General features: G+C 32.2%; 10 protein-coding genes and 1 tRNA gene. 3 read left to right on the top strand and 8 right to left on the bottom strand.

Features of this window, described 5'->3' with window-relative positions:
- Nucleotides 1-28 precede the first annotated feature (28 nt).
- From ACFWU4_RS00835 to ACFWU4_RS00865, 7 genes are all read right to left on the bottom strand, one after another.
- Entirely contained in the window at nt 29-3,100 is a 3,072-nt protein-coding gene (locus ACFWU4_RS00835; RefSeq protein ID WP_411123914.1) for a SusC/RagA family TonB-linked outer membrane protein, read from the bottom strand.
- 259 nt (nt 3,101-3,359) lie between these two features.
- The gene (locus ACFWU4_RS00840; RefSeq protein ID WP_411123916.1) at nt 3,360-3,737 is read right to left on the bottom strand and encodes a cupin domain-containing protein; all 378 of its coding nucleotides are present in this window, start codon (nt 3,735-3,737) and stop codon (nt 3,360-3,362) included.
- A gap of 13 nt (nt 3,738-3,750) precedes the next feature.
- On the bottom strand, nt 3,751-6,036 hold the full coding sequence (locus ACFWU4_RS00845; RefSeq protein ID WP_411123918.1) for an alginate lyase family protein: 2,286 nt from the start codon (nt 6,034-6,036) through the stop codon (nt 3,751-3,753).
- 24 nt (nt 6,037-6,060) lie between these two features.
- Nucleotides 6,061-7,080 carry a polysaccharide lyase family 7 protein gene (locus ACFWU4_RS00850; RefSeq protein ID WP_411123920.1) on the bottom strand — a complete coding sequence of 340 codons (1,020 nt, stop codon included), beginning with the start codon at nt 7,078-7,080 and terminating at the stop codon, nt 6,061-6,063.
- A gap of 9 nt (nt 7,081-7,089) precedes the next feature.
- Complete coding sequence (locus tag ACFWU4_RS00855) at nt 7,090-9,414, bottom strand: chondroitinase-B domain-containing protein (RefSeq protein ID WP_411123922.1); 2,325 nt, start codon at nt 9,412-9,414, stop codon at nt 7,090-7,092.
- A 13-nt stretch (nt 9,415-9,427) separates the two neighbouring features.
- Nucleotides 9,428-10,336 (bottom strand): polysaccharide lyase family 7 protein, encoded by a 909-nt coding sequence (locus ACFWU4_RS00860; protein ID WP_411123924.1) that lies wholly within the window; start codon nt 10,334-10,336, stop codon nt 9,428-9,430.
- 233 nt (nt 10,337-10,569) lie between these two features.
- Nucleotides 10,570-10,651: transfer RNA gene (locus tag ACFWU4_RS00865), tRNA-Leu, on the bottom strand.
- A gap of 143 nt (nt 10,652-10,794) precedes the next feature.
- Here ACFWU4_RS00865 and ACFWU4_RS00870 point away from each other — a divergent pair.
- The 3 genes from ACFWU4_RS00870 (at nt 10,795) to pth (ending at nt 13,215) form a co-directional block, all read left to right on the top strand.
- On the top strand, nt 10,795-11,736 hold the full coding sequence (locus tag ACFWU4_RS00870) for a ribose-phosphate pyrophosphokinase (RefSeq protein ID WP_411123926.1): 942 nt from the start codon (nt 10,795-10,797) through the stop codon (nt 11,734-11,736).
- A 118-nt stretch (nt 11,737-11,854) separates the two neighbouring features.
- A complete protein-coding gene (locus ACFWU4_RS00875) occupies nt 11,855-12,505 on the top strand; it encodes a 50S ribosomal protein L25/general stress protein Ctc (protein ID WP_411123928.1) in 651 nt (216 codons plus the stop codon).
- 77 nt (nt 12,506-12,582) lie between these two features.
- Nucleotides 12,583-13,215, top strand: a complete 633-nt coding sequence (gene pth / locus ACFWU4_RS00880) for an aminoacyl-tRNA hydrolase (RefSeq protein ID WP_411123930.1) — start codon at nt 12,583-12,585, stop codon at nt 13,213-13,215.
- A 48-nt stretch (nt 13,216-13,263) separates the two neighbouring features.
- Here pth and ACFWU4_RS00885 read toward each other — a convergent pair whose 3' ends face one another.
- Entirely contained in the window at nt 13,264-14,166 is a 903-nt protein-coding gene (locus ACFWU4_RS00885) for a type IX secretion system membrane protein PorP/SprF (RefSeq protein WP_411123932.1), read from the bottom strand.
- Nucleotides 14,167-14,192 lie beyond the last annotated feature (26 nt).

Genomic DNA, 14,192 nt, shown 5'->3' on the forward strand with positions numbered 1-14,192 from the left:
AATCTTTATTGTTTGCGTATTAATGATTTTAAAAATCAACATTTAACCCTAGTGATATAGTACGATTAATTGGAGATCCAACTCTTTGATAACCATAAGTCGTTGGACTCGTGTTATTGATTGATTCTGGGTTTAAACCAGTATAACCATCAGCCCAGAAATATAATAAATTTTGACCAGTTACATAAAATCTCGCTTTAGTTATAAATAAATCTGAAAGTAAATCTTGAGGTAAACTATAGCCTATATTTACAGTTCTTAAAGCTATGTAGGACGCATCTTGTATAATTGCATCTGTAAATATCTTTTCTTTTACGAAACCTGTATTACCTATTACATCATCTTGTACAAGAGCATCTACATCAGCAGCAGAAGAAGAACCAAAATGACGGAATATATATTGATCACCGATGTTTCTCACTTCAGCTCCGTGGCTTCCCTGAAAAATAAAACTAAAATCAACGTTTCCTAATTTAAAATCGTTAGAAACACTCCATACTAAATTTGGATATGGATCACCTAAGATAGTTTTATCATCATCATCAATCACACCATCACCATTTAAATCCTTTACAATGACTTCTCTGTTTGTTTGCCCTATACGCTCCCATGGTCTTGCGATATAGTCTGTTGGTATATCAGTATCTACAACCCAACCATAATATGAAGATATTGGATTACCTACTAAATTAATCCATTCCGCAGCACGCTTTGTATCAACATTAGATATTTGTCCGTTAGCATCAGCAAAATCTAAAAGTGTATTTTTATTCTGCGATGCAATTAAAGTGGTACTCCATTTAAAGTTAGGTCTTGAAATATTCTTAGATCTAAGTTCAAATTCTATACCTTTATTTTCAACTTTACCTCTATTGGTAAGTGCATTACTAAACCCAGTTGTTACAGAAACTGGTACGTTTAATAGTAAGTCTTCACTTGTTCTTTTATAATAATCAAAAGAACCTGTGATTCTATTATTGAAGAATCCAAAATCTACTGCTGGATTAATTTCTACAGATCGTTCCCATTTTAAATTTGCATTCGCAATATTAAGTGGATTAAATGCCGTTATAATAGAATTATCTATAACTGCAGAAGATGCCTGTAATAATGATAAGTAAGGATAACTTTCAATTTGATTACTATCTCCATCTAAGGTAGGATTTCCTGTAACACCGTAACTTACTCTAAACTTTAAGAAATTTAAGAATCTACTATCGCTAAGGAATTTCTCTTTAGTTACAACCCAACCGGCAGAAACAGCTGGAAAGGTACCATACTTATTTTCTGGACCAAAAGCAGAGTTCCCATCACGTCTTAAACTTAGAGATAATAAATACTTATCATCATAAGCATAATTTAATCTTCCAAAAAATGACATAATTCTATTTTCGTATTTCTCTGAAAAAGCACCTGAAACTAAAGTAGCTGCATCTAAGGTCTGAAAAACATCTGATGTATAACCTGTTCCTGTAGCGCTTTCAAATGATGTTTCGTAAGTCTCTGCAGAAAAACCAGCTATAGCATTAACATCATGCTTTCCAAATAATCTATCATATGAAAAGATATTGTCCGTTACAAAGTGGATTCTGTTAGAATTAGAAATATCAAGTTGGGTACCACCTGCTCCTAATCTACTAGCCTTAACACCTTGCCAACGATCTCTCCTTGTATTTTGAAAATCACCTGCAAATGTTGTTCTAAATTTTAGTCCTTTAGCTATTTTATATTCAGCAAATATATTACCATACACCTTGAACTTGTAATCGTTTCTATCTCTCTCTAAAACCTTAGCCCCTGGATTAGTATTACTAGTTGTACTAATATCTGTTTCTCCACCGTCATTAAACAAGTCATAATTATCAAAATGACCTTGAACAGCATAATCGCCAATCGCTACATCTGGATAAACATCTCTATCTACAAATCTGATTGTATTTGCATCATGGAATAAAGGCAACCATGGTGGCTGTCTTAAAATATCGTGAGTAGACCCATCAAAACGTCTTCTATTACTGTAAGAAGGAGATACATTTGCACCAAATCTAAATTTTTCACCTAATCTTGTATCTACTTTTAATTTAAAAGAATATCTCTTAAAATCGTCAGTTAATAGGACTCCTTCATCGTGTAAATAACTAAAAGCTGTACTAAATTTTGTTCTTTGACTACCTCCTCTAGCAGCGAATGAATGACTTTCTATTTTGCCTCCATCTAAAATTATGTCTTGCCAATCTTGATCTACACCTATCAACAATTTATATTGTGTTTTATCAGATAAAACGCCTGTTGCTGCTAACTCTCTATCTGCCCATTCTCTGACAGAAAAATACATATCCTCATTCTGTATGCCCTCCTTAAAACCTGTAAATGTATTATAAGAGAACCTTGTTTTACCTTCTTTTCCATTTTTAGTAGAAATAAGAATTACACCGTTTGCACCTCTAGCACCATATATGGCTGCAGAAGCTGCATCTTTCAAAACTTCGAAAGATTCAATATCATTCATATCTAAATTTGAAAGAAAGTCACTATCAACGACTAATCCATCTACAACAATAGTTGGTGAAGAACTTCCTGTAATAGAACCAACACCTCTTACCTGAATTGTTGGTGCAGAACCCGCTTCACCTTCTGTAGCTTGAATATTAACACCAGCTACTTGCCCTACAAGCGCATCATCAACACGTGCTACTGCTATTTGGTCCAGGTCATCGTTTTTTACTTTTGAAATTGCACCTGTTAAATTACTCTTCTTCTGAGTACCATAACCAATAACGACTATTTCGTCCAACGCATTTGCATTTTCTTCTAGAGTCACATTAATAACATTGTTTGCGGCAACAGTTACTAACTCTGTTCCAAAACCAAGGTAAGAAAACTGAAGAATATCTCCTGCTTTGGCCTGAATTTGATACTTTCCATCAAAATCTGTACTAGATCCTGTCGTAGTGTTTACAATAATTACGTTTACACCTGGAACGGGTAAACCATCTGCTTTAGAAACCACTTTTCCTGTAATAGTCCTTACTTCTTGTCCACTTAAAGAGAAACACATAAAAAGAAAAAAGACTAAGGCTGATTTAATTTTAAAATTCATAATGATTAATTAGTTTTTATTTTTGAGATTAGATTGAAAACCTATTTAACGCCGTTTGATATAAAAAATTAGGTAGAAAAGTTAAATTGTTGTTCAAGAAATTTAGCTACTCTAAAACTATATCAAAAAAAATTGGTTAACCAATCTGGTCAACCAAATATATATAAATTTTTGTTAAAAACAAGTTTTATAAAAGAAAACTATGTCTTGTTCAAACTTATTTCATAAAGTCTTCACGAATTTTACTCTAAGGAATTTTTTAAGACTTTTTATCCCCAAAATAAGACACTTCGCCACCTCCTAAGAAATCTTCTCTTACGGGACTAAATGTATCGATTAACTCACCTTCTTCCAAACATACTGCACTATGCAATAAATTAGGTTCAATGTATACACCATCTCCTGCTTCTACAATTTTCTTTTCTCCATCAATTTCAAATTCAAACTTACCTGACACACAAAACGTCGCTTGTGTATGAAAATGTTGATGTGGTGCACCTAATGCTCCTTTATCAAATTTTACTCTTACCATCATTATTTGGTTGTCGTAACCTAGGAATTTTCTCGATACTCCTCCTCCAAGAACTTCCCATTCTATATCTTTTGCGACGATATATTTCTCACTAAATCTTTTCATAATTTTAATTGTTTTATTTTTTTTTAAAATAATAAGGGCCTGACCACTTATAAGTCTTATTCTTAATTTCTATATTATGTTGTGCCTCATCTGAAGCATCTTTATTTGCCGTTATAAATAGTTTAACACTTTCATTTATACCAGTTATTTCAATGGCTGAATAATTATCAGTATCTAAAACTGTTCTAATTTCCTTTATACTACTATTAGAGTTGACAGCAGACTCCGACACTGGACTATAACTTCCATGAGCTTCTATAACCGAAATAAATGTTCTATTTTTTGAATTTTTCGTTCTTAAAATTAAAGCTGGATCTCGACGTAAATTAAATTCTGGATCGTTTGCACCAATTCGAGTAAATAACAAATCATCCTTATTATTAGTCATAGTTGTTAAGGTGTAAAACTTGTTATTATTAAACCATGAAAACTTGGAGTTTTGATCTGACGCTTTACCTGATCCTTCTAAAAATAAATGTTGATAGCCATTTTTAACTCCTAATGGTTTTAAAGTTTGAGGTGAATTGTACTCAAAATTTGTTTGTAATACTTGTCCTAAATAATAAAACGGAAAGTCATATTGATTCTCTGATCCGGAAGTCACCTTCATTATATCTAATACGTAAGGCTTTTCAAAATCTTCATCTTTTATAATAGCCATAGTACGAAGCATTGTGGTTCCAGGATAAGCATTTTTTTCGATAGCACTAACAACTTGTACATTTTCATTTTCTGAAGAAAAATAATGCAAATCTGAATGATGCAAACTTCCTATATCATATTTACCTGTAAAGTGTGAGGTTTCATTTTGTGTTAATGTATTGTGAGCAATGGTTTGTTTAGCCCAAGTTTTATTTTCTTTTAGATAATTACCACCACCTTTTTGTTCGATATTCACAAAACGCGATAAACCATAATCTTGAATTACTTCTTCACCTTCTTCATATAAAGAATAAGATAACTTATCATAATGCCCATGGCTAGAACCTTGTGATGCATATTTAAAAACAAGTTCTATATTTTCATTTCTCAAAATTCCAACACCTCCCTCTGAACCATCAGAACCATCAGATAAATTAATTGATTTTTTGTCAAAGGGCTGTTCTTTCCCGTTTTTAATACCCAAAGCTACGGCCAAACCAGAGTCATCTAACAATACACGATCTTGCTCTTTTGCTATACTCAACAAACCAGAGTTTTGATTTCCATAATAATAGGAAACGTCTACAGCTGTAACTAATGCACTGTTATAATAAGACATTCCTTTTTGACCATCGTTTAATGGAAAGAAATCTCCATTAGCATCAGATAAATTTAATAATGCGTTTATAGACTTTAAAAGTACGCCTTCTTTATACTCAAAGATCTTAAGTTCTGGTTTTACGTTATGCAATCCTTGTGCAAAAACTAAAAATGGATACATAGCATATCGTTGATAATATGGTCCTTCATTATAATAACCATCTGGCGAAAAAGGATCTTCAATATTTGCTAAAAAACCGGCTTTTCCATCTTTATTTAAAAAACCACCATCATCATCTTTCTCTCTAGCATCTAATTTTAAATCTTTAATCCCATACAAGGCACGATCGATTAATTCTTCATCGTCCATTACCAAACCAATCATTCCAACTGCTGCATTTCCCCAAGTACTGTGATTATGAACTCTTTGATAAAACTGCGGACTATCAACCGAAATATGGTCTGCAAATGGTCTAAATAAATTTGTTTCTAGTCTGTTGCGCTCTTCTTCAGTTAAATAATTGTAGATACAATCGTATGCCTGACTTACATATACCAACCAATTAGAATCGTTTAAACATTGCCAGAATAATTTTCCTCTTGCATACGATCTTGTTTTTGGATGTAGTGGCAAAGTTTTATACAATGCTTCATATTCCATTAGCATATCTTTTACATACTTCGCGTATTTTTCATCATCTAATATTTGATATAACAGGCCAGCTTTTTGTAATATAAACCAATTTTGCTTGTGTCTAGAATGTGTATACCCACCAGAATAATCTTTAGGGATTGGCACTTCTATTCCTTCTGCAATTTCTGTATCTACCTCTTGTTTAACTAGTTCTAAAGTTTTATCAAAAATTGGAATAGTTCCTAACTGTGCTCTAATATCTTTTACGCCTTGTGCCGTTAAAATTAACTTAGGATGCTCTTGCGAAATTGTAGTTTCGGTAATCGACTCTTTAGTTATATCACCATCTTCTTTACAAGAAAATATTACAAACAGTAATAGTGAAATTATAAAGCTGAATATTGTATTATTATTTATTTTCATTTTTCCTTTTTGTAGTAATTACAATTACTCTGGTATAGTAGAATTTCCGACGGTAGCTTCCCTAAACCAAACTTCTGCATAGCTACCATTTTCATATTGTTTGATTATATCACCACCATAAACTTCTGACTTCGTAGATTTAGGATTTGCTTGGTTATAAGCACCTTGTTTAAAATAATTTATTTCACCCGCATATGCAATCTCGCGCTCAACGCCACCGCCTTTCTCTCTATTTGCATATACTTTTAAAACTTGCTGAGGAATGTCTGATATTGTTGCAAACTCAGATGCAATCAAGCTTTTAGTAAATGTTACTGTTTTATGTCCATTACTTGAAAAGGTTAAATACATTATACCTTTATGAACGTTAACCTCGTAACTAAATTCCTCCCCTAGTGCAATACCTTCTTTAGGCTCTTCTGGATAAACCGAAACGTCTGACCCAACCACAGAAAAATCATAACCCCAAACTGCTGTAGAATAATCAAATCTTCCTATATTATCTCCTTTAGTATTTATTTCATAATTCCAAAATACAGAACCTTTTGTATGACCTGGGAATTTTTTATAATAGATTTTTAGTGGTTCGTTTTCGTGACCTTCATCACTATGAATTTGACCTACCACGACTGAATAGGATGAAGCTGCAGTAGCATCTCCCGTAGTTGATACGTGCTGTACTTTTAAGGTTCCTGTTAATTTACCTCCTTTTTCTGGAATCCAATGTCGTTTTTCACCTAATTCAGTCCTTGTGTTACTAGACGTTTTTGAGGTAATGCCAGCATTTGGTGTTTTATAAACTACCCAATCTGTTTTTCCATCATTTAAAACATAGAAAAAATCATCCTTTTGGTAGTTGACTAAGTTGTCAACGTGAGTTCCATCACCTAAAAGGATTTTCCATTTGTCCATGAAAGAAATGACGTCACTAGGATATTTTGTTATTAATTCAGTCTCGGACGTGGTCTCTAAAGACGTTCTAGGTTCATTTTTGCATGAAAAAAATACTAAAATTGTAACTATTATTAATGCTGTTTTTCTCATTTTATTTTTTTAATACATCAATGTCATTACTAAATTCTCTTCAGATTTTATCTGCCCTGAATTAATTAAAGTATTATTAGATTCTCTATTATTTTTTGCGCCCCAAAGAATAGAAACAAACTGTACATTATTATTTTTAAACGTGTTTTTGCTAATATTTACGTTTACGATTCCATTATGATTTAAAAGTCTTTTGTTTTTCTCTTTAGCACCGCAATTTGTAAATGTACTATTAGACACTAAAAGATTGCCACCAATGGTAGATTCGTCATATCCACCCCTATAATAATCAACAACATTTGCTTTAACATTATTGAAATTACAATTGTTTATGGTTAAGTATTCTGTGTTATAATCTCCTTTATCGTTAGTTTCTTCTGATAATTCTATACCATTTTCACAATTAGAAATTGATGTATTTTCAAAAGTGATACGTTCTGCAAATGATTCTTTGTATGCTTTTAAAACATAGTTAAAATTACTAATAGTAGAATTAGACACTGTTAAACCAAAATGGTTAAACATGTTTTGTTTTAAACTAGCAAACGCATAGTTAGAGCCATTTCCGTTTATCATTAAATTTTCTACAGAGATTTTTCCGTAAGGTTCTAGGGAGAATAAAGGAGTGTTTGCTTCACCAGAATAATATAAAACTGTTTTAGACTTATCTTTTGCACTAATATTGATTTTTTTATTAATCTTTAAAGATGTTGTAACTATATGTTTCCCTTGATCTAAAATTATAATATCCCCACTGTTTGCTTCATCAATTTTTGATTGAATACTCTCATTTACTTTTACATTAAAAGTTTGTTGTTCTTTTGTTTCAACTTCGTTAGAAAACCAAGTTGTCCCATATTTAGATTTATCTAAAATATTTGGGTTAAAAACGTCTTTACCTGTAATAGCTCCAATACTTTTACTATCTTTTCTAGAGATACCTAATAAATCATTTTCTATCGTATTGAAATCGAAGCCATTATAAGCTTCAAAATCATCTGATATACCAACAGGGATAAAAATATTATCTGATAATTCTCTAAGCTCAAGTGATGCTTCAACAATACCTCCTTCAAAATTATTAAAGTCTACACCTTGATTATTAATGACGTTGTTTTTAAAAGTTACTCCGTCTGCTTTATCATTTTCAACTACAATACTTTCTAAGCCTTTTTCATTGTAAATAATATTATTTGCAACTGTAGTTCTAATTGCTCTTGCCGAACGGATTTCGGATTTTGGCAGTACGTCTGATTGCGAAATATTTGTGCCTACACCAAATTGCCATGGAGCACTGCAATTTACATAGGTATTGTAAGCCACAACAACATCTGTAACTTGATTGTAACGATTTAATGGTGATTTTGGAATGCCATTCATTACAGCCAACGGACTTCTAAAGCTCTTTCCTTTTAAACCATAAAAGTAATTATTAACGACCCAGTGTCCTGTATTAATAATTCTAATACCTCCATAATTTTCATTAACACCATCACCTATAAAGTAATTGCCATCAACGGTTACATAATTGCCATGACGCGTTACTAAAGAACCTTCACTTTTGTAAAATACGTTGTTTTTAAAGACATTGAAATTTGTTTTACTTGAAATAACTTCTACTTCGCCATTACATTCTTCAAATAAATTATTAGCAACGTAGGTATGGCTTGGTGACATAGATGTATAACTATCGCCTAACTGAATTGTCTCACCACTAGGACCACCTTTTACCGGTCTTGGACCAAAATGATTATTTATAATTTGATGATAGTTATTTATACTCTCTATACCTGCAATACTAACTCTTACTGTTGGTCCTCGATTTGTTTTACCAGCAATATAAGAATTACTTAACTCATTGTGACGTCCCCAAAACTGTACCCATAAATCACTATTATCTCGTTTTGGCTTATTAAAATCTTCAATAACGCAGTTAGTAACTTTACAGTTATTAGATATTATATCAAGAGTATCTTTGTTGCTTATTTTAAAATCAATAACTGCATTAGAGGGTGAAAATCCGTTTTTAAAATGTAGCCCTTCTACGATTAAATATTCCCCACCAAATTTTAAATACGATTGTCCTTCTATAATCACTTTACCAGCAGTTTCAGCTTTTAAGGTTATCGGACTACTTTTTGTTCCTTTTCCTCTAAACTTAATTTCTAAATTTTCATAGACTCCATTAGCTAACACAATTTTATCACCTGGTTTTGCATCTGATATTGCATTCTGTAATTCTTTGGCATCAGTCACTAAAATTTCTGATACCACATTCTCATTACAAGAAAAAAGTATAAAAATGAAGCTTAAGATAATAAAGTGATTTTTCATAAAAAATATAGGATTAATGTGTGACGTTAAGTTCGTAATATTTTACATAAGAATATGCGCCTTCGTCCGTAGAACCCAAATAATTTCCAGCCTTAAAATAATTTTCAAAAGGCCATTTATTAAGACTTATATCTTCATAAACTAAAGGTTCATTATTATTGAGTTGTAGTTCTAATCTTGCATTTGTCGCTGTAATTTTAAATTCAAATTCCTCATAACCAACGTAACCCATATTAATGGATTCATCAACCCAAGTCATATTAGAAGTTTCTAAAAGATCATCCCCAGAAGTGTTTTCATTAACTAAAGACTTTTTATAAGACCATAAGTTACCGTCTATCCAGCGCATTTTAATTAAAGGAGGTCCGTTATTAGATGAAAAACCAAAAGTATCCATATCTTCTTGAGAAATAATACCATGAATTTGCATTACAATAACCGTATGGAAATCTCTACTTGTATTCGTATCTTCTGAAACATCAACAACTCTGAGTCGTCCTGATATTACACCACCCTCTTGCAAAGTCCAATTATCTCTAGCATCGGACGGATTTTTTAATTCTCGAAGCTCTGTTCTAGAATATGAGCTATTCGTTGTAGATACTCCTGGCAGTGTATAAAACTCAATTGATGAATCATTAATATCATCGTACATATAAGGTTGAATAGACGCAATAGTTCTGTAGCCACCATTAACAAGAGTATTTGGTTGATACTCATCTGGACTCCCATTATTGTTTTCATCAATTGGCAAAGTTACTTTCCAATTAGAGAAATCAATTTCTGCATATTCCACAGGAGCATCATCATCTGGATTCTCAATAGTTGTTGGCCCTAACTCCTCTTCAACATTTTCACTACTTGAACAGCCTAAACTTACAATGCTAAAGACAAAGAAAAAAATAGCTGATTTAAATTTCATTTGAGATAATTTCAATAATTGGTTAACCAGATTGGTTAACCAAAAGTAATGTTAATTTTCCGTAACTAAAAATGAATATATAACATTCTCTCCAATTGATAATTTCTGGTTATTTATTCTCAGAAGAAATATTACTTATTAAAACTACGTAGATTAATATCCTTGGAAATTTTACGAGGAGTTTTACAAAAAAGAAAAGCCCTCAAATTTGTTACAATTAAAGGACTTTTTAGTACTCAAGGTGGGAATCGAACCCACACTTCCGAAGAAACTGGATTTTGAATCCAGCGCGTCTACCAATTCCGCCACTTGAGCAATTCCGGTGAGCAAAAATATAAAATAATTACCCACAACCAACTAAAATTAGATAGGTTTTATACTTTAATGAGCAAATAATTTTCCTAAATTTGACTATTGCAAAAAACTCAACTAACAACTCTTTTAATCCCTTATTACTGATGTCTAAAAATATTACTGAAGCTAAAATTTTTACATGTTCTCAAAGTCAAGAATTAGCAGAACATATTGCCAAAGCTTATGGTGTTAAACTTGGAAAAGTTATTACATCGACTTATAGCGATGGTGAATTTCAGCCTTCTTATGAAGAATCTATAAGAGGGACGCGAATATTTATAATTGGATCTACAAATCCTGGCCCTCAGAATTTAATGGAAATGCTATTGATGATTGATGCAGCCAAACGTGCTTCTGCAAGGCATATTACAGCTGTTATGCCATATTTTGGTTGGGCTAGACAAGACAGAAAAGACAAACCAAGAGTACCTATTGCTGCCAAATTAGTTGCAAAGATGTTAGAAACAGCTGGTGCAACTCGTATTATTACGATGGATTTGCACGCAGACCAAATACAGGGTTTCTTTGAAAAACCAGTGGATCATTTATTTGCATCCACAATCTTCTTGCCGTATTTACAAAACCTAAATTTAGATAATTTGACTATTGCTTCTCCAGACATGGGAGGTTCTAAAAGAGCATATGCTTATTCTAAAGCACTAAAAAGTGATGTTGTAATCTGTTACAAACAACGTGCGAAAGCTAATGTGATTTCTCATATGGAACTCATAGGTGATGTCACAGGAAAAAATGTTGTATTAGTTGACGATATGGTAGATACTGCTGGCACTTTAACAAAAGCGGCTGACTTAATGATGGAACGCGGAGCAATTAGCGTTCGTGCTATATGTACGCACCCAATATTATCTGGTAGTGCCTATGAAAAACTAGAAAACTCTCAGCTTGAAGAGTTGATAGTTACCAATTCAATACCCGTTAAAAAAGGGAGTAAAAAATTGAAAGTTTTAAGTTGTGCAAATTTATTTGCTGATGTAATGTACAACGTACATCATAACGAATCTATAAGTAACAAATTTATAATGTAAATTATAAGTTTTTATTTCTTCAAAAAACAAGCTCAAACACTAGTTTTTTCATATAATATTTATACATTTGCAGCCTTCAAAAAGAGGGAATTAATAATAAAAAAATAAAATTTCTAAAATGAAATCAATTACAATCAATGGATCTCAAAGAGAAAGCGTAGGCAAAAAAGCAACAAAAGCCTTACGTAATGCTGGTCAGGTTCCTTGCGTTATATACGGAGGAGACAAGTCATTACATTTCTCAGCACCAGAACTGGCTTTTTCAAAACTTGTATACACACCTAACGCACACACAGTTGTGATTGCTCTAGATAACGGTGAATCATACAATGCAGTAATGCAGGACATTCAATTTCACCCTGTAACAGATAGAATTATACATGTAGATTTCTATCAAATTTTTGAAAATAAAGAAATTACTATGGAAATACCTGTGAAAACCATAGGGTCTTCCAAAGGTGTAATGAATGGTGGTAACTTAAGAATGCCATACCGTAAATTAAGAGTAAAAGCAATACCATCTAAATTACCAGATTTTATTGAAATAGACATTACTCCTTTAAAAATTGGAAGTAAATTTTATATCACAGAGCTAGAAAACGAAGATTACAAATTCTTACACCCAGAGAATACGGTTGTTTGCCAAGTAAGACGAAGTAGATTAGCTGTTGTAGATGAAGAAGAAGAAGGTGAAGAAGAAGGAGCTGAAGGAACTGAAGGAGCAGCAGAAGGATCTGAAGCACCAGCAGCAGATGCAGCACAAGAATAGATAAATTAAATTTTCTAATATTTAAAAAGCATTCTGTAAAAGAATGCTTTTTTTATTTTTACGCAAAGTATAATTTGATGTGGAAATTTTTAAAAAGATGGTTTAATTTTGAAAGTAATGTTGAAAAAGTAAAATTCGATAGCATGAAAAAATTCTTAATCGTTGGTCTAGGAAATATAGGTGAAAAGTACACTCATACTAGACATAATATTGGTTTTAAGATTTTAGATTCTCTAGCAGAAACAGAAAATGCTTCATTTGAAACTTTAAAACTAGGTGATATTGCGAAAATAAAAATCAAAGGACGTTCTTTAATACTTCTAAAACCTAGTACTTACATGAATCTGAGTGGGAAGTCCATAAAATACTGGTTAGAAAAAGAAAAAATCCCCCTAGAAAATTTATTAGTAATTACCGATGATCTCAATTTACCTTTCGGATCGTTACGCTTAAAGACAAAAGGTAGTGACGGAGGACATAATGGACTAAAAGATATTCAAGACAAATTACAAACCACTAAATACAATCGCTTTAGATTTGGTATTAGTGATACTTTCAGTAAAGGTAGACAAATAGATTATGTCCTTGGTAAATGGAGCGATGAAGAAAACTTAAAGCTAAAAGAGCGTTTAAAAGTTGCAACAGACTTAGTGAAATCCTTTCCATTAGCTGGTGTAAATAACACAATGAATAAATTTAATGGTAAATAAAAAAGACCGCAAAAGCGGTCTTTTTTATTTGAGATATCTATACAGATATTAATCTGACTTTTTCTTAAAATTAAATCTAACTAAAACCTCATGTGTTCCATTACTTAGATTAGATATATCATCTCTAGTTGAGCTTTCGTACGCATAACCTAAATCCATCCAATCAGCAATATTAATCATCATTAAACCAGAAAAAGCTTCATCTGTTCTATATGCTGCTCCTAATTCAAATTTGTTATTAAATCTAAATGCGGCAGTAATATCAGCAGATATTGGCGAACCACTTACATATCTTATCATAGTAGATGGTCTAAATTCAGTATTTTCGCTTATTCTAAAGTTGTAACCACCAGAAAGATACACATGTGCTTCTTCAGTAGCTTGCGTTACTCGTCCTTCTGACTCATCAATTCTCTCACTAGAAAGAATACTAGGAACTGAAAGAGAAAGGAAATACTTATCATTCATTAAATATGCGCCAGCACCAACATTTGGCCTAAAACCGGTATCTAAATCATTTAAGGCTGGATCATCTTGAAAACCTAAATTTGCCAAATTACCTCTTTCAATATTGTAAGTACTTCCGCCTGCTTTTAATCCTAAGAAAAGGTTTGTAGCTTCAGAAATTTGCAAACGATAAGAAAAATCTATATTTAGACTCGTTTGCCTTTCAATAAATACTTGATCTCCTACTATCGAGGCTCCAATACCTATTTTATCACCTAAAGGTTGGGAGTAAAAGAAACTCTGCGTTTCTGGTGCTCCTGGCACATTAATCCATTGACTTCTTAAATTAGATGTAAAACTTGTATTCCCATCAGCTCCCGCAAAAGCAGGATTGATAACATTCATTGTGTATCTGTATAACGAATAGTTAGGTTCTTGTTGAGCATATATAGACCCAAACAAAAGAATGGCAACTATTGTTAAAGTGTTTTTATAAAATTTCATTGTTTTCTTTTTATTTAAATTATATG

The sequence above is a fragment of the Winogradskyella sp. PE311 genome (assembly GCF_046545555.1).
Lineage (GTDB): Bacteria > Bacteroidota > Bacteroidia > Flavobacteriales > Flavobacteriaceae > Winogradskyella.